We start from the raw sequence: 22,528 nt of genomic DNA, 5'->3' as shown, positions 1-22,528 counted from the left end.
CATGACGGACGGCAGCGACGAGCAGCAGGAGGCAGCAGTGGACAGCAGGCACACCGGCCCACGCCCGCGGCGGGGGTTCTGGTTCGGCCTGGTGGTCGCGATCGTCAAGCCGTTCATGCTGGTCTTCACCAAGTCCGACTTCCGCGGTCAGCAGAACGTGCCGCGGACCGGCGGCCTGGTGTTCGTGGCCAACCACATCTCGCACTTCGACCCGTTCGTGATCGGCTTCTACATCTGGGAGTGCCGGCGGATCCCGCGGCTGCTCGGCAAGGCGTCGCTGTTCCGGCTGCCGATCGCCGGCCGGATCATCGCCAGCGCCGGGCAGATCCCGGTCTACCGCGAGTCCGCCCAGGCCGCCGACGCGTTCCGGGACGCGGTCGCCGCGGTGCAGCGGGGCGAGTGCGTCGGCGTCTATCCCGAGGGCACCATCACCCGCGACCCCGACCTGTGGCCGATGTCGGGCAAGACCGGCGCGGCCCGGATCGCGCTGATGACCGGCTGCCCGGTGATCCCGATCGCGAACTGGGGCGCCCAGGAGGTGTTCCCGTCCTACGGCCGGCGCTTCCGGATCCGGCTGCTGCCACGCCGGACGATGCAGGCCACGGCCGGCGCGCCGGTCGACCTGGACGCGTTCCGGGGCCGCCCGATCACCGCCGAGCTGTTGCAGGAAGCAACCGACACGATCATGAAGGCGGTGGCCGCCGAGCTGGGGGAGCTGCGCGGCGAGACTCCGCCGAAGGAACTGTTCGACCTGCGCCGGGCCAAGGCCGACCAGCAGCGTGAGGATGAGGAGAACCGATGACGAAGGTAACGGTGTTCGGTGCGGGATCCTGGGGTACGGCCTTCGCCACGGTGCTGGCCAACGCGGGTAACCAGGTGTCGGTGTGGGGCCGCCGGGAGTCGCTCTGCGAGGTGATCAACACCCGGCACGAGAACCCGGACTACCTGCCCAACCTGCGGCTGCCCGACGCGATCACCGCGACGCACGACCCGGCCCAGGCCGCCGACGGGGCCGAGGCGATCGTCCTGGCCGTGCCGAGCCAGTCGCTGCGGGAGAACCTGCGCGACTGGGCCGGCGTACTGCCGTCCGCCGTACCGCTGGTGAGTCTGATGAAGGGCGTCGAGGTCGGTACGACGAAGCGGATGTCGGAGGTGATCGCCGAGGTCACCGGCGCCGGCCCGGAGCGCATCGCGGTGGTCTCCGGCCCGAACCTCGCCCGCGAGATCGCCGAAGGACAGCCGGCCGCCGCGGTGGTCGCCTGTGCCGACGAGGGCACCGCCGCGCGGCTGCAGAAACTGTGCCACTCGCCGACGTTCCGCCCCTACACGAACAACGACGTGATCGGCTGCGAGCTCGGCGGCGCGACCAAGAACGTGATCGCGCTGGCCGTCGGGATGGCGGTCGGCCTGGGCTTCGGCGACAACGCGCGCGCGTCGGTGATCACCCGCGGCCTGGTCGAGACCGCCCGGCTGGGTACGGCGCTCGGCGCGGACGAGCACACCTTCTCCGGCCTGGCCGGGCTGGGCGACCTGGTCGCCACCTGCTCGTCGCCGTTGTCGCGCAACCGGACCTTCGGCGAAAAGCTCGGCCAGGGCATGACGGTCGCCGAGATCGCCGGTGGGACCCGGCAGGTGGCCGAGGGCGTGAAGTCCTGCTCGTCGATCTCGGAGCTGGCCCACCACCACGACGTGGAGATGCCGATCGCCGAGCACGTCACCAAGGTGGTCGCCGGCGAGATGACGCCGCGGGACATGCTGTTCAGCCTGGTCTCCCGGTCGGCGAAGTCGGAGCGCTGGGGATGATCCCCGCCCCCTTCGCCCGGTCCACGACCGAACGCGAAGGGGAGGCGGGGGCGGCCTGGCTGGCGGAGCTGCCCGGCATCGTCGACCACCTGCTGACGCGCTGGAACTGCGTGCTGGACGGCGCGGTACTGCACGGGCAGGTCGGCCTGATCGTGCCGGTACGGCGAACGTCGGGGCCGGCGGTGCTCAAGGTGTCATTCCCGCATCCGGGCAACGCCCACGAGCCGGCGGCGTTCGCGGCGTGGGGTGGGCGCGGAGGAGCACTTCGCTCAGCGTGCTGGAGTTTCCGGGGTCCTGCCGGGGGCGGTGGTGAATGTGGGCTGGCGCTCGTGGACGAGTTGGCGATCAGCTGGTCGTGATGGGCGAGGTCAGCTGAGTGACAGGGTGTGCTGGAGCACGAGGGCCGCGGCACCGCGGAGGGCGGCGTCGGGGCCGGTGCGGGAGCCGACGACGCGGAGCTCGGTGGTGGCCAGCGGCAACGATCTGGCGTAGACCGCTTCCCGGATGCCGGCCAGCAGGCTGTCGCCGGCCAGGGCCAGCGAGCCGCCGACGACGATCACCGACGGGTTGAGCAGGCTGACGCAGGTCGCGAGCACCGACCCGATCTCGCGACCGGCCTGGCGGACCGCCTGGGTCGCTGCCGCGTTGCCCGAGCGAACCAGCTCGACCACGTCGCGGCTCGAGGTCGCGGCGATGCCGGACGCGGTCAACTGGGCCGCGATCGCCGTGCCGGAAGCCACGGCTTCCAGGCAGCCGTGGTTGCCGCAGCGGCAGGGGGTTGTGCGGCCGGGGGTCTGGACGTGGCCGATGTCGCCGGCCGCGCCCTGAGCGCCGCGATGCAGCCGTCCGCCGCTGATCACGCCCGCGCCGATCCCGGTGGCGACCTTGACGAACAGCAGGTGCTCGACCTCGGCGTACGCCGTGCTGTGCTCGCCGAGCGCCATGATGTTGACGTCGTTGTCGACCAGGACCGGACCGGGCAGGTCCGCGGCGAGCCGGCCGACAACGTCGTACGAGTCCCAGCCGGGCATGATCGGCGGGTGGTTCGGGCGGCCGGTGAGGTGCTCGACCGGGCCGGGCAGGCCGACGCCGGTACCGGCCAGGTCGGTGACGGAGCGGTCCGCCGCAGCGAGCAGTTCGCGACCGGTGCGCACGATCGCGCCGAGCACGATCTCCGGTCCCTCGGCGATGTTCAGCGCGATCGTGCTGCTGCCGACCAATGCCCCGGCCAGATCGGTCAGCGCGACCGACAGATGGGTCGCGCCGACGTCCGCGGCCAGCACCAGCCGCGCCGACGGGTTGAAGCGGAACCGGGCAGGCGGCCGGCCACCGGTCGACGCCGCCTCGCCGGACGGTACGACGAGGCCGCTCGCGAGCAGTGCCTCGATCCTGCCGGTCACCGTGGACCGGGCCAGCCCGCTCAGGTCGATCAGTTCGGCCCGGGTCCGCGGCCGGCCGTCGAGCAGCACCCGCAGCAGCGGGCCCGCCTCGGCGGCGGTGGTGCTGAGATCGGTCATCGCGGACTTCCGTCGAGTGGTTGCTGGACTTTTGCTTGACAGGGTTCAAAAGTGTCACATAGCGTCCCGAGCGTGTCCACAGACAAGCTGAAGGTCGGAATCGTCGGTGGTGGCTTCATGGGCCGGGTGCACGGCCGGTCGGCCCTGGTCTCCGGCGCGCGCGTCGTCGGCGCGATCGGGTCGAGCCCCGAGCGGGCGGACGCCGCGGCCGCCGCGACCGGCGCCGAGCAGGGCTTCGGCACGCTCGACGAGCTGCTGGCCGCCGACGTCGACCTCGTCCATGTCTGTACGCCGAACAACACGCACCTGCCGGTGACCCTGCAGGCGCTGGAAGCGGGCAAGCACGTCATCTGCGAGAAGCCGCTGGCCACCTCGCCCCAGGACGCCGCCGGCCTGCTCGCGGCGGCTCAGGAGGCCGGCCGGGTCGCCACGGTCCCGTTCGTCTACCGCTACCACCCGATGGTCCGCGAGCTGCGCACCCGGATCGCCGCGGGAGACGCCGGCGTGATCACCACGCTGCACGGCAGCTACCTGCAGGACTGGCTGGCCGGCGCCGACGACGACAACTGGCGCGTCGACGACGCCGCCGGCGGTCCGTCGCGCACCTTCGCCGACATCGGCTCGCACTGGTGCGACCTGACCGAGTTCGTCACCGGTGACCGGATCGCCGAGGTGAGTGCGCAGACCCGCACGGTCCGGGCGCAGCGCGGTGGCGTCGCGGTCCGGACCGAGGACCTGGCCACGGCCCAGTTCCGGACCGAGGCCGGCGTCGTCGGCACGGTCGTGGTCAGCCAGGTCGCGGCCGGCCGGAAGAACCGGCTCTACCTGGAGGTGTCCGGGACCGAGGCCAGCTACGGCTTCGACCAGGAGGACCCGGACCGCCTGTGGGTCGGCCACCGCGCCGGCAGCCAGTTGCTCACCCGCGACCCCGAGACCTTGAGCCCGCCCGCGGCCCGGGTGAACCGGCTGCCGGCCGGTCACGCCCAGGGGTACCAGGACGCGTTCGACTCGTTCGTCGCGGACACCTACGCGGCCGTGCTCGGCGGTGACCGTCCGGACGGACTTCCGGACTTCGCCGCCGGTGCACGGTCGGCCCGCCTGGTCGACGCCGTGCTGCGCTCGGCCGGCTCCGGCGCCGCCTGGGTCACCGTCGAGTCTGAGCCGGAGCCGGGCTGAGTACGCCGTACCAGACCACCATTCTGACCTGAGGAGTTCCGCGGATGCCACGCCCGATCACCCTGTTCACCGGCCAGTGGGCCGACCTGCCGTTCGAGGAGGTCTGCGGTCTGGCCTCGTCGTGGGGCTACGACGGCGTCGAGATCGCCTGTTCCGGTGACCACTTCGACGTCCAGCAGGCGATCGACGACGAGTTCTACGTCGCCGGCCGGCTGGAGATCCTCGACAAGTACAACCTCAAGGTCTGGGCGATCTCGAACCACCTGGTCGGCCAGGCGGTCTGCGACGACCCGATCGACTTCCGGCACCAGGCGATCCTGCCGTCCCGGGTCTGGGGCGACGGCGATCCCGAGGGGGTTCGGCAGCGTGCGGCCGAGGACCTGAAGAACACCGCCCGGGCGGCCGCCAAGCTGGGCGTGGACACGGTGATCGGCTTCACCGGGTCGTCGATCTGGCAGTACGTCGCGATGTTCCCGCCGGTGCCGGCCGAGCGGATCGCGGCCGGCTACACCGACTTCGCCGACCGGTGGAACCCGATCCTGGACGTGTTCGACGAGGTCGGCGTGCGGTTCGCGCACGAGGTGCACCCGTCGGAGATCGCGTACGACTACTGGACCACGACGCTGGCGCTGGAGGCGATCGGGCACCGGGAGGCCTTCGGGCTGAACTGGGACCCCAGCCACATGGTCTGGCAGGACATCGACCCGGTCGCGTTCCTGTGGGACTTCAAGGACCGGATCTACCACGTCGACTGCAAGGACACCCGGATGCGCACCGGCGGCGGCCGCAACGGCCGGCTCGGCTCGCACCTGCCGTGGGGCGACCCGCGCCGCGGCTGGGACTTCTACTCGACCGGTCACGGCGACGTGAACTGGGAGGACTGCTTCCGGGTGCTGAACTCGATCGGCTACTCCGGCCCGATCTCGGTGGAGTGGGAGGACGCCGGCATGGAGCGCACGGTCGGCGCCGCCGAGGCCGTGAACGTGATCCGCAAGCTCGCCTTCGACGCCCCCGAGGCGTCGTTCGACGCGGCCTTCGCCACCGACAAGTAGCCCGTGAGCGCCGCCCGGTCGAGGCCGGGCGGCGCTGTGTCGGCGTCGGTGGTGGCGTCTGTGGTTCGACCAGATCAACAAGTGTTTTGTTCGAATCAACACTCGGATGTTAGATTCTCCGGGTGAAGAGTGCCGAGCGTCAGCGCGTGATCGTCGAGCGGTTGCGTGGCGCCCCGCGGGTCGGGGTCGGTGAGCTGGTCGAGCTGACCGGCGCGTCCGACATGACGGTGCGCCGCGACCTCGACTTCCTGGCCGCGCAGGGGGTGCTCAAGCGGGTGCACGGCGGCGCGATCTCGGCCATGCCGGCGGGCGTCGAGCCGCCCTTCGCCGTCCGGTCCACCGCCGCGGTGGAGGCCAAGCAGGCGATCGCCGAGGCGGCCGTCGAGCAACTGCGCGACGGCGAGACGATCGTGCTCGACAGCGGGACGACCGCGCTCGAGGTGGCCCGGCGGCTGCGGCACCGCACGATGACGGTGATGCCGCTGTCGCTGCAGGTCGCGCAGGAGCTGATCGATGCCCCCGGCATCAGGTTGCTGCTGCCCGGTGGCGAGCCCCGCCAGGGCCAGCAGGCGCTGGTCGGGCCGCTGACGCTGGCCTCGTTGCGGGCGCTGCGGTTCGACGTCGCCGTTCTCAGCCCGTGCGCGTTCAGCCTGGACGCCGGTCTGACCGCTTTCGACCTCGGCGACGCCGAGGTGAAGCTGCAGGCGCTCGCCGTCGCCACCCGTTCGATCGCGCTGGTCGACGGCGCGAAGTGGGACCGGGCCGCGCTGGCCTACATCTGCCCGGCCGACCGGCCGGACCTGATCATCACCGACCCCACGGCTCCGGTCGACGAACGCGCGGCGCTGGCCGAGCGCGGCGTCCTGGTCCGGGTCGCCGGAGAGGACACCGTCTCTTGACCACCACCACCCCCGTCGCCGCCCCGCCGCGGGCGGCCCGGGTCGCCACCTGGGTGTACTTCGGCCTCAACGGCTTCGCCGTCGGTCTGTGGGTCGTGCACATCCCGAACATCGAGCACGCGACCGGCATCACCCACAGCACGCTCGGGCTGCTGCTGCTCGTGCTCGGCGGTGCAGCCTTTCTCGGCATGCAGGTCGCCGGTCCGCTGGCCGACCGGTTGGGCCAGCGACGCCTGGTTCCGGCGGCCGGCGTACTGCTGGGCATCGCGCTCTTCGGCCCCGGACTCGCCGACAACTGGTGGACCCTCGGACTGGCGCTGGCCCTGTTCGGCTTCGCCAACGGATCTCTCGACGTCGGGATGAACGCGCACGCGGTCATCGTCGAGCGCGGCTACCCGCGGCCGATCATGGCGGCCTTCCACGCGATGTGGTCTATCGGCGGTGCGTTCGCCGCGCTGATCGGCGCCGGGACGCTGCGGGCCGACGTACCGACCGAGGTGACGCTCGGCGCCTGTGGTGTGCTCTGCATCGTCGTCTCGCTGGCCACCAGCCGGTACCTGATCGAGGCGGACGTTCCGGACGAGCCGGAGCAGCACGAGGAACGGGCCAAGCCGCCGGCGAAGCTCGTCTGGGCGCTCGGCGGTCTCGCCTTCGGGCTGATGCTGGCCGAGGGGGTCGCCAACGACTGGGCCGCGCTGCACTTCCGCGACGTGCTCGGCACCTCCACCAGTACGGCGGCCTACGCGTACGGCGCGTTCGCGGTCGCGATGACGATCGGGCGGTTCGCCACCGACCGGGTCGCGGCGATGGTCGGCGCGATGGCGATCGTCCGGTACGGCGCCGCGCTCGCCGCGGTCGGGCTGACGATCGTGATCGTGGTTCCGTGGGTTCCGGTCGCCCTGGTCGGGTGGGCGCTGTTCGGGCTGGGACTGGCCGGCGGCGTACCGCAGCTGTTCACCGCCGCGGGCAACCTGGACCCGCGCGCCTCGGGTGCGTTGATGGCCCGGGTGGTCGGCCTCGGGTACGTCGGCCTGCTCGCGGGCCCGGCGCTGATCGGTGGGCTGGCGCACTGGATGCCGCTCAACCTCGCTTTCATTCTCCCGGTGATCCTCTGCGTCATCACAGTCCTCGGCGCCCCGGTGCTGCGAGCACCGAAGGACTGAGTGCCCGGGGCGATGTCAGGCGAGGGCGGCGTTCAGTTCGGCGAAATGCCGGCTGATCCAGCTCAGTGCGGCGACCCCGGCGTCGTACCGTGCACGCTCGTCCGGTCGAGCTCGGTCACGCCTTTCGGTGAGCAGTACGTGGCTCCAGGAGGTGAGCGTGATCTCGGCGGCCAGCATCGCGGCCCGCAGCTGATCCAGGTCGATGACGCCGGACACTCTGCCTCTGCTGACGAGGATGTTCCCGGCATTGCAGTCCCCGTGGATCAGTTGCCGGGGCAGGCCTCGCAGTGAGGACGTGACCACGGCCTGGTGAGGGCGCACCGAGCTTTCCCGGACGGCCTGAGGCAGCTTCTGGAGGGCCTCGTCGAAGGCTTGCTGCAGGACGTCGTGCTCATAGGACCTGACCGGCCAGGGGTACTGCGCCAGCGCCGCGTGCAGGTTGCCGATCGCGGAACCGATCTGGAAGCACACATCGCCGGTCGGCAGTTCTTCCTGCTTTTCGGCGGCGAGCCGGGGCACCAGTACATAAGTGCGGTGCCCGTCCCGGGCGGCGAGGGTGCCGGCGTCGGTGACGATCGGGACGGCGACCGGGAATCCCGCGTCCTTCAGGTGCAGCAGGACGCGGTACTCGTCGACCATCCCGGCGCCGGGACGCCAACGACCGAACGATCGCACGATGTAGCTCCGGTCGTCGGCGGTCACCGACCACAGCCGCACATCGGGGTTGAGGTGCGCCATCCGCTGCGCGCGCGGAGCGGTCAGGATGCTCGACCAGGCGGCGAGCGGTGGTTCGGCGTACGCGGTCTCGACCATGCTCGCTCACGGTACGGGCGGTTCTGGGGCCGTGCACGACTCAGCGAAAACTAACTTTCCAGCGCCTGCGCGAGGTCGGTCCACAGGTCGTTGGGGTGTTCGATGCCGACTGACAGGCGGATCAGGTCGGCCGGGATCGTCGGTACTTCGGCGGGCCAGCGGCGGCGGCGTTCCAGCATCGACTCGACGCCGCCGACGCTGGTCGCGTGCACCCACAGCTTGGTGCTTTCGCAAACTCGCTGGGCGCGGTCGGCGTCGCCGCCCAGCTCGATCGCCAGGATGGCGCCGAAGCCGCTCATCTGCTGCTTGGCCCGGACGTGCCCGGGGTCGTCCGGCAGACCGGGGTACCGGACGCGGCTGACTCGCGGGTGCTCAAGCAGGCGCTCGGCGAGGAACGCGGCGTTCGCCTGCGCCCGGTCGAGACGCAGAGCCAGGGTCCGGAGACCGCGCAGTGCCAGCCAGGCCTCCATCGGGCCCGGGATCGCTCCGAGGCTGCGGCGCTTGGTCTCCAGTGCGGTCCACAGCTTGTCGTCAGCGGTGACGATCGCGCCCAGGACGACGTCCGAGTGGCCTGCGATGAACTTGGTGGCCGAGTGCATCACCACGTCGGCGCCGACCGCCAGCGGGCGTTGCAGCAGCGGGGTGGCGAAGGTGTTGTCGACGACAACAGTCGTGCCGGCGGCCCGACCGGCCGCGCACAGGGCAGGAAGGTCCGCGACCTCCATCGCCGGGTTGGTCGGCGACTCGATCCACAGCAGGTCGGCGCCGGCAACGGCGGCCGTCACCGCTTCGGTGTCGGCGATGTCGACCCGCTGGAGTTGCACGCGCCCGGTGGACGCCTGCTGGTCGAGCAGACCCAGTACGCCGCTGTAGGCGTGCTGGGGGGCGACGACGCGACCGCCGACCGGGACGAGGTCCAGGAGCGCGGCGACGGCGGCCATGCCGGAGGCGAAGGTCAGCCCACGGCCGCCTTCCAGTGCTCCCAGGGTTTGTTCGAGCGCGGCCCAGGCGTCGTTGTCGAAGCGCCCGTAGCCACGCTGCCCGCCGGCGAGGTAGGTCGAGCTGAACACCGGCGAGCCACCGAGCGGCGCGTCCGGCACCCGCTCGGGGCGCCCCGCGTGCACGACGACGGTGGAGGGATCCAGGTCAGGCGTCATGCCGCCGATTGTGTCAACTGCCTGCGCCCGGCAGCGTTCCGGACCGGCCAGGTGGTCAGTGCGGCGTGCGGGGCAGCGGGATCGCGCCGTCGCGGAGCAGGCCGAGGGTGTTCTTGGCGAGGTCCTTGACGCTCGGACCGTCGGGCGCGGCGACCCAGGTCTCGACGACGATCTCGATGATGTTCATCGCGATGCCGGCGGCCAGTTTCGCGGTCAGCCCGGCCGTGCTGCCGGCGCCCGGCAGGCGGCGTTCGAGCTCGACGCTCAGCTCCGTACGCCAGCGCCAGGTCGCGTCGGTCAGGTGGGCGCTCAGCGACGGCGTCTGCCCGGCCAGCTCGTACACCGCGCGGACCCGGTCGGGATTGCTCTCCATCAGGTCCAGGACCCGGCCGATCACCTGCTCCAGCGCGTCCGGCAGTTCCGCGTCGGCGGGTTGCTCGCGGAACCAGTCGAGCGCGCCGAACAGGCTGTGCTCGACGAACTCGAGGACCAGCGTCTCCTTGGTCGGGAAGTACCGGTAGAGCGTGCTCGGCCCGACCTCCGCCGCCGCGGCGATCTGCTCGACCGTGGTCCGGCCGAAACCGTGGTCGGTGAACAGCTCGAAGGCCTTGTCCGAGATCAGCCGGCGGGTGCGCTCCCGCTTCAGCTCGCGAAGTCCCATGCCAACCCCCTCGGCCGCCAACAGCCGGAAGCCTACACGCGACGCGCCCGGCGGTGACGCAAAGTGACACATACAGTCATATGGTAGTCACTGCCAGTTGCCGACCAGAATTTCGGGGGTTCTGATGACCGAGACACCTGCCCGCACCGAGCCGCTCGCCGACTTCCCGGTGACCCGGCCGAGCGGCTGCCCGTTCGACCCTGCCACCGGGTACGCCGATCTGCTGGCGGGCGAGCAGCCGGCCAAGGTGTCCACCCCGCTCGGCGTGGACGTCTGGGTGGTCAGCCGGTACGCCGAGGTCCGCGAGGTGCTCAGCGACCCGCGGCTGAGTTCGCGGTCCGCGCCCTCGGCCCACGCGGTGCCCGAGGCGGACCTGGAGCGTGAGGTCGAATCCGGCTCGATCCTGCAGAACGACGGCGCCCGGCACGCCCACCTGCGCCGCCTCCTCACCAGCGAGTTCACGGTGAAGCGGGTGCAGGCGTTGCGGCCGCGCATCGTCGACCTGATCGAGCAGCACCTGGACGCGATGCTGGCGTCGGACGGCCCGGTCGATCTGGTCGAGCAGTTCGCGCTGCCGATCCCGTCACTGGTGATTTGCGAGCTGCTCGGCGTCCCGTACAGCGACCGGGACCAGTTCCAGCGCTGGTCCGCGCTGTTGCTGGCGGTGAACCGAACGCAGCAGGAGATGCAGGCGACCAGTGAGCAGCTGCAGGAGTACATGGCCCGGCTGGTGATGGCCAAGCAGGCCGAGCGGACTGACGACCTGCTGTCCCGGCTGATCACCCGCGCCGAGGACCAGGGCGCTCCGCTGACCGTGCCGGAGCTGGTGTCGATCGGCAACACGCTGCTGATCGCCGGCCATGAGACGACGGCCAACATGATCGCGCTCAGCACGCTGGCGCTGCTGCGCAATCCCGAGCAGTTGCAGCAGCTGCGGGACAACCCCGAGCTCGCGCCGACCGCCGTTGAGGAGATGCTGCGCTACCTCTCGGTGGTGCAGTTCGGCCTGTTCCGGCATGTGCTGGAGGACCTGCCGATCGGCGCGGAGACGGTGAAGGCGGGGGAGTACCTGGTCGCTGCGCTGTCGGCCGGCAACCGGGACGAGTCGGTCTTCCCGGATCCCGACCGGATCGACCTGACCCGGAAGGCGTCGACCCACCTGGCCTTTGGGTTCGGGCCGCATCAGTGCCTGGGGCAACAGCTTGCCCGGGTCGAGCTGGCCGAGGTCTACACCCGGCTGTTCCGGCGGATCCCGACGTTGCGGCTCGCGGTGCCGTTCGAGCAGCTCCGGTTCAAGCACGACGCGCTGGTGTACGGCGTGACGGCGCTGCCGGTGACCTGGGACCGGGACGGAGCCGAGGGCGAGCGGGATCGAGCCGAGGACGCGGAGGCGAGCTGATGGACGTCGAGATCGACCAGGAGAGCTGCGTCGCGGCCGGTCAGTGCGTGCTGGTGGCGCCGGAGGTGTTCGACCAGCGGGACGAGGACGGGGTCGCGATCCTGCGGCGCACGCCGTCGGCCGACGAGTACGCCGCCACCCGCGAGGCGGCGCTGCTCTGCCCGGCGCGGGCGATCCTGCTGAGCGAGTGATGGAACGCGTTGTCGTCGTCGGAGCCTCAGCCGCGGGCTCCACGACCGCCCAGACGCTGCGCCGCGAGGGGTTCACCGGAGCGATCACGGTGATCGGCGACGAACCCCACCTGCCGTACGACCGGCCGCCGCTGTCGAAACAGGTCCTGCTCGGCAGCTGGCCGGTGGAGCGAACCAGCTTCGGCCCGAGTACGGCGTACTCGGAGCAGGGCATCGACCTGGTGCTCGGGGGCTGATGGATCTCGGTGAGTGGGTGGTGGAGTTGTCGACCGGGGAGCAGCACGAGTACGACCACCTGGTGATCGCCACTGGCGTGCAGCCGGTTCAGCTGAGCGATGGGCATCACCTGGCCGGCGTACATGTGCTGCGGACGCTGGACGATGCGGTGGCGCTGCGGAAGTCGTTGCTGGAGGCGTCGTCTGTGGTCGTCGTGGGGCCGGCTTCCTGGGGTCGGAGACGGCGGCGGCTGCTCGCCAGCTCGGGTGCGAGGTGAGGCTGGTCGATCTGGGGCTGTGCAGCTCGGGGTTGAGCTGGCGGACGGGTGTGTCCTGAAGGCTGACGTTGTGCTGGTCGCAGTCGGCTCCAGGCCTGCGACCGGGTGGCTGGAGTCGTCCGGACTGCCGTGTGGCGATGGTGTGCTCTGCGATGAGGCGCCTGACGGCGTCCATGCCGCGGGTGATGTCGCTCGGTGGACCAGTCGGCGCTTCGGGACGTCGCTGCGGCTGGAGCGCCGGTTCAACGCGACCGAGCAGGCGCTGTGCGCAGCCCGGCGAATCCTGGGGCAGGAGGTCTTGTTCGACCCGGTGCCGTACTTCTGGACCGACCAGTACGGCGCCAAGCTCCAGGTGTACGGCGTGGTGCCGCCGGACGCGCGGTTGGTGGTCGTCCAGGGCGATCCGGACGAAGGGAAGTTCTTGGCGCACTACGTCTCCGACGGCCGGGTGACCGCCGTCCTGGGCTGGAACCTGCCGCGGGGGTGCGCGCCGCACGGTCGCTACTGACAGCAATCTGAAGACATCTTTACCAATCCCCGGTCAGCGGCTGACCGACGTGCCGCTATCGTCGAGCCGGTGAGTGAGTTCTCGAGGGACGAAAAAGGCAAGCCCCGCGTCGCCGTCGTTTTCGGTGGCCGGTCGAGCGAGCACGCCATCTCCTGCATCACCGCGGCGAACGTGCTGCAGGCGATCGACCGGGACAAGTACGACGTGGTCCCGGTCGGCATCACCACCAGCGGGCACTGGGTGCTGGAGAGCGCCGACCCGGACCGGCTGTCGATCACCGACGGCAAGCTGCCCGAGGTCGACGTGACCGCGGCGCCGGTGCTGTTCGGCGCCGACCGCGAGCTGGTCGTGTCCGAGCCGGACCAGGTACCGAGCACGCTCGGCGAGGTCGACGTGGTCTTCCCGCTGCTGCACGGCCCGTGGGGCGAGGACGGCACGCTGCAGGGCCTGCTGGAGATGTCCGACATTCGCTACGTCGGCTCCGGCGTGCTGGCCAGTGCGGTCGGGATGGACAAGCACTACATGAAGGTCGTCTTCGCCGCCGCCGGCCTCGAGGTCGGCCCGTACGTCGTCATCCGCGACCGCGACTGGACCCGCGACCCGCAGGCCTGCCGGACCGCGGTCGACCAGCTCGGCTACCCGGTGTTCGTGAAGCCGGCCCGCGGTGGTTCCAGCCTCGGCATCAGCAAGGTGACCAGCCTCGACGAGCTCGACGCCGCGATCGCCGAAGCCCGCGCGCACGACCCCAAGGTCATCGTCGAGGCGTCGGTGAAGAACCCGCGCGAGATCGAGGTCGGCGTGCTCGGCGGCCTGAACGGCGGACTGCCTCAGGTCAGCGTCTGCGGCGAGGTCGCGGTGTCGGGCGGCGGGCACGACTTCTACGACTTCGAGACCAAGTACCTGCCGGAGGGCGAGCAGTACACCGCGCTGTCGGTGCCCGCCGACCTGCCCGAGCAGATCGCCGCCGAGATCCGCGCCAAGGCGCTGACCGCCTTCGACGCGATCGAGGGCGAAGGCCTGGCCCGCGTCGACTTCTTCGTCGACGAGGACGGCCGGGTGCTCATCAACGAGATCAACACGATGCCCGGGTTCACCCCGACCAGCATGTTCCCGCGGTTGTGGGCCGCGTCCGGTATGGACTACCCGTCGCTGGTCGACCACCTGCTCACCCTCGCCCAGACCCGCCCCACCGGCCTGCGCTGACCCCGGCCCGACCCGCCGCCCGCGGAGCCGGCGGGTCCGGCCCCGGGCCGGCGGCTCCGGCCCGGGCGGTGGGTCCCATGCAGGCAGCCGGCCCGGGCGGCGAAGCGGTGCCGACGACCGCACCGATCAGCACGCCGTCCGTACGGGACGGCGGCAGGCCGGCCCGCGAAGCAGTTGCCGCGGCCGACGGGCAGCAGCCAACGCCCGAACGAAGGCCCGAATGAAGGCCCGGGTTCGACGGCCCGGGCCGTAGTCGGCCGTCAAGCGCTTCGTCGGCGGCGTCCGCGCGACCGCTCACCAGCCCAGCCCGTCAGGTAGCCGCCGGTGCAGGGAACCGCTTTCGCTTCGGTGCACTCTGCCTTCACGTCACATCTTGGACGATGGTACAACTAGTACGTTCGTTCAATTTGATCGGAGACTGGCATGGGGACAGCAGCGGCGGCGCGTGCTGGGTGGCGCGAGTGGGCCGGGTTCGGGGTGTTGGCGTTGCCGACGGTCCTGCTGGGGCTCGACGTCACGGCGTTGTATCTGCTCGTTCCGAGCCTGGCTGCGGATCTGCGGCCCAGCGCGACCGAGACGTTGTGGATCATGGACGCCTACGGCTTCCTCATCGCGGGGTTCCTGATCACGATGGGAACGCTGGGCGACCGGATCGGACGCCGGCGCCTGTTGATGATCGGCGTGGCTGCCTTCGGCGCGGCGTCGGTGCTGGCGGCGTTCGCCCCGAGCGCTCTCTGGCTGATCGTCGCGCGGGCGCTGCTGGGCGTGGCCGGGGCGACGCTGATGCCGTCCACCTTGTCCTTGATCAGCAACATGTTCAGCGACGCGCGGCAGCGGGCGGTGGCGATCGGTGCCTGGGCGACGGTGTTCGCGCTGGGCATGGCGGCCGGGCCGGTCGTGGGCGGGGCCCTGGCTGCCAGTTTCTGGTGGGGTGCGGCCTTCCTGATCGCGGTCCCCGTCAGCGTGATCGTGCTGGTGGCCGCCCCCAGGTTGTTGCCGGAGTTCCGGACCGAGGCCGGCCGGCTCGACCTGCCGAGCGTCGGGCTGTCGCTGGCGGCGATGCTGCCGATCATCTACGCGATCAAGCACCTCGCCGCGCACGGCGTCGACGTCCAGGCAGGGGCCGCTGTTCTTCTTGGTGCCGGCTCGGCGGTCGCGTTCGTCCGTCGTCAGCTGCGGTTGCAGGAGCCGCTGCTGGACATCAGGCTCTTCGCCAACCGGGCCTTCTCCACCGCGCTGTCGGTCCTGCTGATCGGCTTGGTCGGCTTCGGCGGAATGATGTTCCTGATCACCCAGCACCTGCAGCTGGTCGGCGGCCTGTCGCCCACGGCAGCCGGCTTGTGGATGGTGCCACCGGCGCTGGCCATGCTGATCGGCGGCATCGGTGCGCCGCTCATCGCCACTCGCTTCCCGCCGGGGGTCGTGATGGGCTCCGTCCTCGCGCTCTCGCTGGTCGGATACGTTCTGCTTGCCTTGGCCGGTACGGACAGCCGGCTGAGTGTGGTTGTCGGCTTCGGGTTTCTCTATCTCGGCCTCGGAGTCATCGCCGCCCTGGGGACCGACATCGTCGTCGGTGCGGCGCCGTCGGAGAGATCCGGTGCAGCCGCCGCGCTGTCGGAGACCGCGCAGGAACTCGGCGTCGCGGCCGGAGTCGCGCTGCTGGGAAGCCTCACCACGGCGGTCTACCGGACGGCGGTCGAAGATCAGTCCGGCCTGACCGGAGTCGTGGCTGAGTCCTACGGCGACAGCCTCTCCGGCGCGGCGTCCGTGGCCGATCAGTTGCCGGCGGGAGCTCTCCGGCTCGCGCAGGATGCGTTCAGCCACGGACTCAACCTCGCCGCGATCGCCGCGGGAGCCGGAATCGCCGGGGCCTCGGTCGCTTGCTTGCGGACGCTGCGCCACATCCGCCCGATCGGTGGCGCCGACGCCGGGACGGAGCCGATAGCCTCGACCCGCGTGAGCGGCGACGATCGGTGAGGACGGTGGCGAATGGCGGATGAGCACGACCCGGTGGACGGGCGCAAAGTGCGGGGTCACCGCCGCCGGGCCCAGATCATCGAGGCGACGCTTACGATCGTCCGCCGCGACGGTGCCGCGGGCGTGACTCATCGGACCGTCGCCAAAGAGGCAGGCATCACCACCAGCCTGACTCTCTACTACTTCGCCACGCTCGACGACCTGCTGGTCGCCGCCTTGACCAGCATCACCGACAGCTACACCGACCACATCCGCGAACTCATCGACTCCGAGGACGACCCTCTCGACGGCCTCGCCCAGCTGATCGCCGACTCGTCGGGGCCAGGCCGCGAGCGCGCCCTCGCCGAGCGCGAGCTGTCGAGCCTGGCGGCCCGCCGCCCCGCCTTGCGCCCCGCAGCGCGCGGCTGGCGCGACATGGTGGCGGAACTCGCCCGAACCCGAACGGACGACCCGGACGTCGTCGAAAGCTTCGTCGCCCTCTGCGACGGGCTGTGCACCGCGATTCTGCTCGACGATCGCGACGCCGACCCGCACCACATCCGGACGATGCTCAAGAAGGCGCTCCCGGCAACCAACCACTGACCTTCGCTGCCCAGGTCACGTTCAGGTATGTCGCATCGAGCTCAATCCGGTAAGAGATGCGTGCTGCAGAGACGACAGTGAAGGTGAACACCAGGTCGCAGCGCGTGAATGGTCATCGGAAGGCGATCGTCGTGGTGGTTAGCGGGTGGGCGGTGCTTGTTCCTCGGTGGGAGCCTTCCGAGCTGCAGGAACATGCAATTTCGTTGACTGACGCGAAATGCTCACCATGTAAACGAGGTGATATTCCCGATTCAAGGCCGGAGCTGAGTTCATGAAGCTTTCCGTGCGAGTGGCGAGCACCTTCGTTCTCTCCGCAGGAGTGCCGGCCGCGACGGTTACGCCGGCTGCTGCGGACTGGCATCACGAGTACTATCACGACTACTTCTCTTCGCACGCAGCCTGTGTTTCCATGGCGAAAACAACGTCCTCAGGTGGAACAATGTGAGCGCCTTTCGATGCTGGAAACGGAGCTCTCAGCGGAAGTACAACATGGATATCTATTTCGTCAGTGAAGGCAGCGGTGGCGGGGGAGGCGGTGGAGGAGGCGGTAGTTGGTTCACCGGCAATCGCCAGCCCTGACTCCTGACGGGAGTTCAGCGTATGATTTGTCGCGTGCCAGCGGACGTGGAAGCCATGGTCGTCACGGACGGAATGCGGGTTCGGGCTTTTGGTTGGCTGACTCGGTCGGATGGAGACTATGCGCTCGCACTTGCCAGGCGGTCGTCTGATCCCGTCCAGCAGTTCTCCGGCGTTCGGCAAGATCCGCTGAGGTTGCCCGGGCTGGCCCCGCCGCCTGCCGTTGACGGGCTGTTGACGGTCGAAGGGAGCTGGAGCGCGGGGCAAATCTTGGCCGGCTCGGTTCGGTTCCCGCGGCCCGGCGAGTGGGCCATGCCGGTCGAGGATCTCGGCAGCGGAATTCACCAGGGCCGGCTGGCCGAACTGAGCGCTGAGGTGCGGCACGCGATCGATGCGCTCACGAGCGATGGGAGCCTGTTGTGGTGCCGGACCCGGTGGACGGACGACGGCCGACTGCGGATCATCGCCGGGGGACCGGAGCCGGACGTTGCGACAGCAGTCCTGTCGCGTCTGGCTGACGGTGAACTCACGATCATCGAGTCGGCAGTGTCGCGACAGGACATCGACGCCGCCCGAGCGACGTTGCTGGCACGCGCCGATGAGTGGCAAACCTTCGAGGTAGGTGCGCAGATCACCGGTGCGGGGCAGTACCGGCTGACCGCCTCGGTCCTCTTCGTCGCCCCGTCGTTCGCAGCCTGGGTAGCCGGCCTGCCGCCTGGACTCATGGCCGTCTTCGCCAGCGTCCGGCCGGCCGGGTAGGCACTGCTTCTCTCGCGAATCAGCAACGAGCAGCTGACGGCAGGTGCCAGTGCTCCGCTGGGCGTTCGGCTGCGGCGGCTACTTCACAGGGCGGTGAGTTTGTTGTTGAGGTAGCGCTGTTGGGGCAGGCTCGTGGTCAGGGTGGCGGCGTGCTGGTAGGCGGTGCGGGCGGCGGTGAGGTCGCCGGTCATCTCCAGCAGGTGGCCACGGACGGCGTGCAGGCGGTGGTCGTGGGTGAGGCGTGGGTCGGTGTCGATGGTGGCCAGGAGCTTCAGGCCGACGGCTGGACCCTGGGTCATGGCGACGGCGACGACGTGGTTCAGGGCGACGACCGGGTTGTCGGTCAGTCTCAGCAGTACGCCGTACAGGGCGGCGATCTGGGGCCAGTCGGTGGCGTCGGCGGAGGGAGCTTCGTCGTGCACGGCGGCGATCGCGGCCTGGAGCTGGTACGGGCCGAGCGGGCCGCGGGGGAGCGCTGCGGTGATGAGGGCGACGCCTTGCTCGATCGACGGCTGGATCCACAGCGAGCGGTCCTGCTCGGCCATCGGGATCAGTTCGCCGGTCGGGCCGGTCCGGGCCGGGCGGCGGGCGTCGGTGAGCAGCATCAGCGCCAGTAGGCCGGTCGCCTCCGGGTCGTCGGGCAGCAGCCGGTGGATCAACCGGCCGAGCCGGATCGCCTCGGTGGCCAGCTCCACCCGGTGCAGCTGCGGGCCGGTCGTGCTGGCGTAGCCCTCGGTGAAGATCAGGTAGATCACCTTGAGCACGGCGTCGAGGCGGTCGGCGTGGTCGGGTGGCAACGAGAACCGGGCGCCGCTGGCCTTCACCGTCTGCTTGGCCCGGGTGATCCGCCGGGTCATCGTTGCCTCGGGCACCAGGAACGCGCGGGCGATCTCGGCGGTGGTGAGCCCGCCGACGGCGCGCAGCGTGAGCGCGACCTGGGACGCCGGGGACAGCGCCGGGTGGCAGCACAGGAACAGCAGGATCAAGGTGTCGTCGGAGTCGGTGACCGGCTCCGGTGGCACCACGGACCACTGCGCGACCTGGTCCTCGCGCCGCTGCCGAGCCTGCTCCCGCCGCAGCAGGTCGGTCAGCCGGCGGGAGGCAACCGTGATCAGCCAGCCGCGGGGATTGTCCGGACGTCCCTCGGCCGGCCACTGCCGGGAGGCGGCGAGCAGGGCCTCCTGCACCGCGTCCTCGGCGGTGTCGAAGTGCCCGTACCGCCGGACGACGGCGCCGAGCACCTGCGGCGCCAGCTCCCGCAGTACGTCGCTCAGCTCGTCGTCCGGGTCCTGCGCCGGGACCACCCTGCTCACCTCCTCTCTGCGTCAGCCGGTGAGGTCGGGCCCGGATCAGGTGAGCAGCTCTTCCTGGTGCTCCATGAGCGGCCGGATGTCCGCGTACGCCGCGGCGCGGACGTGCTCGGGGGCCGGGGTCTCGTTCAGCCGGGCGGCGATCTCGGTGGCGCGGTCGAGGGAGTCGCACTCGACGACCCAGTAGCCGGCCAGCACCTCCTGCGTCTCCGCGTACGGGCCGTCGGTGACGACCACTTCGCCGTTGCGGGAGCCGATCCTGCGGGTCAGCGCCGGCGCCGCCAGCCCGCGGGTCTCGACGAGCTCGCCGGACTCGGCCAGCTCGGTGGTGAACTTCTGCATGAACTCCCCCATCGCGGCGAACTGCTCCGGTGTCCAGGCCGGCCCGTCGGTGTCCTTGCCCGCCATCCCGTCGTAGTCGTGCTGGGTGGCGTAGCTGAGGATCATGTACTTCATGCGACTCTCCCGTCGTGTGCAGTGACACCACTGTGGCGCCTCTCGTCGGGAACGTCGATGACCGCGGACCGAACCGGACACGCACCCACGAGGAACTTCTCAGGAGGTTCGCACGGTGAAGGAGCCGGCCCTGGTGGTCACGTCGCCGGTGGCGTAGGACGTGGTCGCGCCGGTCACCGTGGCCGAGAAGTGGTCCCGGGCTCCGGCGGTCTGCACTGTCGCCCGCAGGGTGGCCGGTTGCTTGTCGAGGCGACCGGTCACTTCCAGCACGGCCGTCGTCCCCGAGACCACCAGCCAGCGCAGCCCGGTCCCGGTGAAGACACGACGACCAGAGGTCAGGGTGACCGAGCCCGAAGGCGCGTCGTCGAGGTAGCGGGCGGACACGGTGAGCACGGTGTTCGTTCCCGCGCTGTCAGGCCCTACCGCAGCGCCGGTGACCTCGCCGTCAGGGTCGTACACCACCAGCTCGGTCTGGATCGGTGGCGCGGTGAAGTAGCCGCCGGTCAGCTCGACCGTCGCGGACCAGAGGCCCGCCGGCGCGTCCAGTGGCACAGTGGCGACACCACCCGTTGCAACCGCTGCGCTGTAGCTCCGGAGTTCGCCGGTGAGGCTCGAACGCAACTGCACCTTGACCGTAGCGCGGCTGAGGTCGGCCGGCGTTCCATCGGCTTCCTGAGTCACCTGGATCGTCATCGCCTGGCCGGAGTCGTCCGCGTACACAGCCGGACTGGTGACGGCCAGGGTCGCGTTCTCCGGCTCGACAGTGATCGGGAAGGTGCCGGTACTGCCGGTGTAGCCGTCCTTCGAGCCCGCCGACATCGTGAACATGTAGGGACCAGGTGGTAGCTCCGCGGGCCAGGTCGCCGTGGCTACTCCGTCGGCACCGGTGACGCCCTCGACGAAGACCTGGTCGGTGTAGCTGAAGACCACCGTGCGCCCGGCCAGCGGTGCTCCGCTCAGCTGGTCGGTGACCCGGGCCGCCAACCGCGCGGGGTCCGAGTGGTCGACCGCGCTGTCGCCGGTGTACGTGACCGCGGTGGGCCGGTTGAGGTCCACCAGGAACGGATACTCCGTCACCACCGAAGAGTCCGTCGTACTGCGGCCGCGCGCGATCAGCGTGTGCCGTTCACCGACCAGCTCGTCCGTGCCGACCGTGACGGTGATCGTCGCGGTCGCTCGCTGGCCGGCCGCCAGGGTCATCCGCTGGGTGGTCGCCGTCCAGCCGGCCGGGACCAGCTCGGTGAACTCGAAGGTGTCGGTCGCCTCACCGGTGTTCATCACGGCGAACGAGAAGGTGGCCGTGCTGCCCGCGGTCAGTGTCGGGTGCGGCGAGTCGCCGTTCGGGCCCGCCGCGTCGACGAGAATGCCGGGACCGCGGACGTCGACGTACGCCCGCAGCGTCGATCGCGTCGGTACGGCGAAGGTGTGGCCGATCGCCCGCACCGCCACCTTGGCCGGAGCACCGTCCGCCCAGGCCGCTGTCATCTCGCGTTGCGGCGTCCGGGTGTCGGCCGGGTTCCAGGCGTCGGTGTCACTGCCGCCGTAGCAGTCGTCGTCCACCTCGTCCGGGTCCTCGTCGGTGCGCCCGTCGCCGTCGTCGTCCACGCTGTTGGCCGGGTCCTCGTCGGTCCGGCCGTCCCCGTCGCGGTCCGGGCCGCGGTCCTCGTCGGTCCGGCCGTCGCCGTCGTCGTCGCGGCCGTTCACCGGATCCTCGTCCGCGCGCCCGTCGACGTCCTCGTCGACACAGCCCGGGGTCCGCATGCCGTCGGGCCGGATCATCTCGACGCCCCGCAGGTGCTCGAAGCCGCTGCGCACGTTGCGCTCGTCGATGCGCCAGACCATCAGGCCGTCGTCGGGCACGTTCTGCTCGTAGGTTCCGGTCACCGGCCGGCGCGCCTCGATCATGAAGTAGTCGTCGGTGCCGCGCTCCGGGTCGTACAGCAGGTACGACCGGTACGGCGCCAGGTCGTGCGGCAGCAGCGTGACGTAGCGGTCCTTGGTGATCACCGTCGGCTTGTCGTCGCCGATGTGCATCCGGTGCCAGGCGTTCGGTTCCTGCCAGACCTGGGTCGATCCACCGCAGGTCGGCCCGGCCAGGTCCCACGCCCCGACACCGAAGCCGTAGTGGTCGGCCAGGTCGAAGGCCTGGTGGGCGACCTCGTGCGCGAAGGTGAGGTTGTTGGTCAGCGAGCCGCCGTCGGCGGTGCTGAAGGCGACCGTCTTGCCGTCCAGCGTCCGGCCGGCGCCGACTCCGGCCGTCTGCCCGCAGGAGTAGGTCGGGTCCGGCGAGGTCACCAGCGTGACCACCGCGAGCTCGGAGTCCTCGATCCGGCCGTTGTCGTTGGTGTCGAACCGCGCGAAGTCGACGTACTGGTCGGCCAGGTCGAGCATCGTACGCCGCCGGACGCCGACGTCCTGGCCGAACCAGGCCGCGGACCGGCCGAGCTCGACCACGACGACGCCGTTGTCGCGTTCGCCGTACGTCTCGGGCACCGGGGTGAGCACGCCGAGCCCGTTCTGCAGGTAGTAGTCGCTGACGGTGCCGAAACCGAAGATCGGGAAGAACTTGTCCTCGGCGCCGAACTCGCTCAGGTTCGTCAGGTCGTCGAACCGGCCGTAGACCACCAGCATCGGCGGCAACTGGTGCTTGGTGAACCGCGGCGCGTGCGGACGGTCCGGATGGCTGAAGTCCGGCAGCGGGAACGGGTAGTCGGCCGCCGCGGCCGCCGTCCTGGCCGCTGGTTGCCCGGCGGCGGGTGTCGAAAGACCGAGTGTGGTGGCGAGCAAGGCCGCGGCAACGGCGATGCCCACCAGCCGGCGTGAGTGCTGCATG

General features: G+C 70.6%; 23 protein-coding genes. 16 read left to right on the top strand and 7 right to left on the bottom strand.

Translation table 11 applies throughout. The features are described from left to right. The first annotated feature begins 1 nt into the window (after position 1). From KFLA_RS24045 to KFLA_RS24035, 3 genes are read left to right on the top strand one after another with little or no spacing between them, the layout of a single operon-like run. Positions 2 to 802 (top strand): lysophospholipid acyltransferase family protein, encoded by an 801-nt coding sequence (locus KFLA_RS24045; protein ID WP_049797428.1) that lies wholly within the window; start codon positions 2 to 4, stop codon positions 800 to 802. Next, positions 799 to 1,803, top strand: coding sequence for an NAD(P)H-dependent glycerol-3-phosphate dehydrogenase (locus KFLA_RS24040; RefSeq protein WP_012922421.1), 1,005 nt, complete (start codon positions 799 to 801; stop codon positions 1,801 to 1,803). The genes KFLA_RS24045 and KFLA_RS24040 overlap by 4 nt, the downstream gene beginning before the upstream one ends. Then, positions 1,800 to 2,162: a hypothetical protein gene (locus tag KFLA_RS24035; protein WP_012922420.1), complete on the top strand. Its 363-nt coding sequence runs from the start codon at positions 1,800 to 1,802 to the stop codon at positions 2,160 to 2,162. The genes KFLA_RS24040 and KFLA_RS24035 overlap by 4 nt, the downstream gene beginning before the upstream one ends. A gap of 9 nt (positions 2,163 to 2,171) precedes the next feature. On the opposite strand, the gene KFLA_RS24030 is transcribed toward KFLA_RS24035, so the two are convergent. Continuing rightward, entirely contained in the window at positions 2,172 to 3,320 is a 1,149-nt protein-coding gene (locus KFLA_RS24030) for an ROK family transcriptional regulator (protein WP_012922419.1), read from the bottom strand. A 72-nt stretch (positions 3,321 to 3,392) separates the two neighbouring features. Here KFLA_RS24030 and KFLA_RS24025 point away from each other — a divergent pair, with 72 nt between their 5' ends. From KFLA_RS24025 to KFLA_RS24010, 4 genes are all read left to right on the top strand, one after another. After that, positions 3,393 to 4,496 (top strand): Gfo/Idh/MocA family protein, encoded by a 1,104-nt coding sequence (locus KFLA_RS24025; RefSeq protein WP_237706584.1) that lies wholly within the window; start codon positions 3,393 to 3,395, stop codon positions 4,494 to 4,496. 44 nt (positions 4,497 to 4,540) lie between these two features. Then, entirely contained in the window at positions 4,541 to 5,548 is a 1,008-nt protein-coding gene (locus KFLA_RS24020; RefSeq protein ID WP_012922417.1) for a sugar phosphate isomerase/epimerase family protein, read from the top strand. 122 nt (positions 5,549 to 5,670) lie between these two features. After that, entirely contained in the window at positions 5,671 to 6,447 is a 777-nt protein-coding gene (locus KFLA_RS24015; RefSeq protein WP_012922416.1) for a DeoR/GlpR family DNA-binding transcription regulator, read from the top strand. Beyond that, on the top strand, positions 6,444 to 7,610 hold the full coding sequence (locus tag KFLA_RS24010) for an MFS transporter (RefSeq protein ID WP_012922415.1): 1,167 nt from the start codon (positions 6,444 to 6,446) through the stop codon (positions 7,608 to 7,610). The genes KFLA_RS24015 and KFLA_RS24010 overlap by 4 nt, the downstream gene beginning before the upstream one ends. A 15-nt stretch (positions 7,611 to 7,625) precedes the next feature. Here the strand turns inward: KFLA_RS24010 and KFLA_RS24005 are convergent, their stop codons facing one another. From KFLA_RS24005 to KFLA_RS23995, 3 genes are read right to left on the bottom strand one after another with little or no spacing between them, the layout of a single operon-like run. After that, positions 7,626 to 8,423: a phosphotransferase enzyme family protein gene (locus tag KFLA_RS24005; protein ID WP_012922414.1), complete on the bottom strand. Its 798-nt coding sequence runs from the start codon at positions 8,421 to 8,423 to the stop codon at positions 7,626 to 7,628. 50 nt (positions 8,424 to 8,473) lie between these two features. Next, positions 8,474 to 9,580, bottom strand: coding sequence for a trans-sulfuration enzyme family protein (locus KFLA_RS24000; RefSeq protein WP_012922413.1), 1,107 nt, complete (start codon positions 9,578 to 9,580; stop codon positions 8,474 to 8,476). A 55-nt stretch (positions 9,581 to 9,635) separates the two neighbouring features. Next, on the bottom strand, positions 9,636 to 10,241 hold the full coding sequence (locus tag KFLA_RS23995; protein WP_012922412.1) for a TetR/AcrR family transcriptional regulator: 606 nt from the start codon (positions 10,239 to 10,241) through the stop codon (positions 9,636 to 9,638). 124 nt (positions 10,242 to 10,365) lie between these two features. Here KFLA_RS23995 and KFLA_RS23990 point away from each other — a divergent pair, with 124 nt between their 5' ends. From KFLA_RS23990 to KFLA_RS23960, 9 genes are all read left to right on the top strand, one after another. Next, positions 10,366 to 11,640: a cytochrome P450 gene (locus KFLA_RS23990; protein WP_012922411.1), complete on the top strand. Its 1,275-nt coding sequence runs from the start codon at positions 10,366 to 10,368 to the stop codon at positions 11,638 to 11,640. Then, entirely contained in the window at positions 11,640 to 11,831 is a 192-nt protein-coding gene (locus tag KFLA_RS23985) for a ferredoxin (protein ID WP_012922410.1), read from the top strand. The genes KFLA_RS23990 and KFLA_RS23985 overlap by 1 nt, the downstream gene beginning before the upstream one ends. Further along, positions 11,831 to 12,067 carry an FAD-dependent oxidoreductase gene (locus tag KFLA_RS39430; RefSeq protein ID WP_049797427.1) on the top strand — a complete coding sequence of 79 codons (237 nt, stop codon included), beginning with the start codon at positions 11,831 to 11,833 and terminating at the stop codon, positions 12,065 to 12,067. Before KFLA_RS23985 ends, KFLA_RS39430 begins: the two co-directional genes overlap by 1 nt. Next, on the top strand, positions 12,067 to 12,324 hold the full coding sequence (locus KFLA_RS39425; RefSeq protein WP_049797426.1) for an FAD-dependent oxidoreductase: 258 nt from the start codon (positions 12,067 to 12,069) through the stop codon (positions 12,322 to 12,324). Before KFLA_RS39430 ends, KFLA_RS39425 begins: the two co-directional genes overlap by 1 nt. Next, positions 12,212 to 12,832: an oxidoreductase C-terminal domain-containing protein gene (locus KFLA_RS38435; RefSeq protein ID WP_237706886.1), complete on the top strand. Its 621-nt coding sequence runs from the start codon at positions 12,212 to 12,214 to the stop codon at positions 12,830 to 12,832. The genes KFLA_RS39425 and KFLA_RS38435 overlap by 113 nt, the downstream gene beginning before the upstream one ends. Before the next feature lie 69 nt (positions 12,833 to 12,901). Further along, positions 12,902 to 14,035 carry a D-alanine--D-alanine ligase family protein gene (locus KFLA_RS23975; protein ID WP_012922409.1) on the top strand — a complete coding sequence of 378 codons (1,134 nt, stop codon included), beginning with the start codon at positions 12,902 to 12,904 and terminating at the stop codon, positions 14,033 to 14,035. A gap of 423 nt (positions 14,036 to 14,458) precedes the next feature. Next, complete coding sequence (locus KFLA_RS23970; protein ID WP_012922408.1) at positions 14,459 to 16,012, top strand: MFS transporter; 1,554 nt, start codon at positions 14,459 to 14,461, stop codon at positions 16,010 to 16,012. Positions 16,013 to 16,024: 12 nt separating this feature from the next. Next, positions 16,025 to 16,594: a TetR/AcrR family transcriptional regulator gene (locus KFLA_RS23965; RefSeq protein WP_012922407.1), complete on the top strand. Its 570-nt coding sequence runs from the start codon at positions 16,025 to 16,027 to the stop codon at positions 16,592 to 16,594. A 612-nt stretch (positions 16,595 to 17,206) separates the two neighbouring features. Continuing rightward, positions 17,207 to 17,929 (top strand): hypothetical protein, encoded by a 723-nt coding sequence (locus KFLA_RS23960; protein ID WP_148256723.1) that lies wholly within the window; start codon positions 17,207 to 17,209, stop codon positions 17,927 to 17,929. 83 nt (positions 17,930 to 18,012) lie between these two features. On the opposite strand, the gene KFLA_RS23955 is transcribed toward KFLA_RS23960, so the two are convergent. From KFLA_RS23955 to KFLA_RS35895, 3 genes are all read right to left on the bottom strand, one after another. After that, the gene (locus KFLA_RS23955; protein ID WP_012922405.1) at positions 18,013 to 19,233 is read right to left on the bottom strand and encodes an RNA polymerase sigma factor; all 1,221 of its coding nucleotides are present in this window, start codon (positions 19,231 to 19,233) and stop codon (positions 18,013 to 18,015) included. 45 nt (positions 19,234 to 19,278) lie between these two features. Further along, positions 19,279 to 19,695, bottom strand: coding sequence for a YciI family protein (locus tag KFLA_RS23950; RefSeq protein WP_012922404.1), 417 nt, complete (start codon positions 19,693 to 19,695; stop codon positions 19,279 to 19,281). A gap of 99 nt (positions 19,696 to 19,794) precedes the next feature. Next, positions 19,795 to 22,527, bottom strand: a complete 2,733-nt coding sequence (locus KFLA_RS35895) for a COG1470 family protein (protein WP_012922403.1) — start codon at positions 22,525 to 22,527, stop codon at positions 19,795 to 19,797. Position 22,528: the final 1 nt, after the last annotated feature.

The sequence above is a fragment of the Kribbella flavida DSM 17836 genome (genome assembly GCF_000024345.1).
In the GTDB taxonomy this organism is placed as follows: domain Bacteria; phylum Actinomycetota; class Actinomycetes; order Propionibacteriales; family Kribbellaceae; genus Kribbella; species Kribbella flavida.
The sequence above is the reverse complement of the archived record's forward strand: the minus strand, read 5'-3'. Positions and strand labels throughout refer to the sequence as shown.

What these genes read in the sequence shown, in the direction of transcription:
- KFLA_RS24045 (WP_049797428.1), top strand. Translation starts at nt 2, where the DNA reads ATGACGGACGGCAGCGACGAGCAGCAGGAGGCAGCAGTGGACAGCAGG.
- KFLA_RS24040 (WP_012922421.1), top strand. Translation starts at nt 799, where the DNA reads ATGACGAAGGTAACGGTGTTCGGTGCGGGATCCTGGGGTACGGCCTTC.
- KFLA_RS24035 (WP_012922420.1), top strand. Translation starts at nt 1,800, where the DNA reads ATGATCCCCGCCCCCTTCGCCCGGTCCACGACCGAACGCGAAGGGGAG.
- KFLA_RS24030 (WP_012922419.1), bottom strand. Translation starts at nt 3,320, where the DNA reads ATGACCGATCTCAGCACCACCGCCGCCGAGGCGGGCCCGCTGCTGCGG.
- KFLA_RS24020 (WP_012922417.1), top strand. Translation starts at nt 4,541, where the DNA reads ATGCCACGCCCGATCACCCTGTTCACCGGCCAGTGGGCCGACCTGCCG.
- KFLA_RS24005 (WP_012922414.1), bottom strand. Translation starts at nt 8,423, where the DNA reads ATGGTCGAGACCGCGTACGCCGAACCACCGCTCGCCGCCTGGTCGAGC.
- KFLA_RS24000 (WP_012922413.1), bottom strand. Translation starts at nt 9,580, where the DNA reads ATGACGCCTGACCTGGATCCCTCCACCGTCGTCGTGCACGCGGGGCGC.
- KFLA_RS23995 (WP_012922412.1), bottom strand. Translation starts at nt 10,241, where the DNA reads ATGGGACTTCGCGAGCTGAAGCGGGAGCGCACCCGCCGGCTGATCTCG.
- KFLA_RS23990 (WP_012922411.1), top strand. Translation starts at nt 10,366, where the DNA reads ATGACCGAGACACCTGCCCGCACCGAGCCGCTCGCCGACTTCCCGGTG.
- KFLA_RS23985 (WP_012922410.1), top strand. Translation starts at nt 11,640, where the DNA reads ATGGACGTCGAGATCGACCAGGAGAGCTGCGTCGCGGCCGGTCAGTGC.
- KFLA_RS39430 (WP_049797427.1), top strand. Translation starts at nt 11,831, where the DNA reads ATGGAACGCGTTGTCGTCGTCGGAGCCTCAGCCGCGGGCTCCACGACC.
- KFLA_RS39425 (WP_049797426.1), top strand. Translation starts at nt 12,067, where the DNA reads ATGGATCTCGGTGAGTGGGTGGTGGAGTTGTCGACCGGGGAGCAGCAC.
- KFLA_RS38435 (WP_237706886.1), top strand. Translation starts at nt 12,212, where the DNA reads ATGCGGTGGCGCTGCGGAAGTCGTTGCTGGAGGCGTCGTCTGTGGTCG.
- KFLA_RS23970 (WP_012922408.1), top strand. Translation starts at nt 14,459, where the DNA reads ATGGGGACAGCAGCGGCGGCGCGTGCTGGGTGGCGCGAGTGGGCCGGG.
- KFLA_RS23965 (WP_012922407.1), top strand. Translation starts at nt 16,025, where the DNA reads ATGGCGGATGAGCACGACCCGGTGGACGGGCGCAAAGTGCGGGGTCAC.
- KFLA_RS23950 (WP_012922404.1), bottom strand. Translation starts at nt 19,695, where the DNA reads ATGAAGTACATGATCCTCAGCTACGCCACCCAGCACGACTACGACGGG.
- KFLA_RS35895 (WP_012922403.1), bottom strand. Translation starts at nt 22,527, where the DNA reads ATGCAGCACTCACGCCGGCTGGTGGGCATCGCCGTTGCCGCGGCCTTG.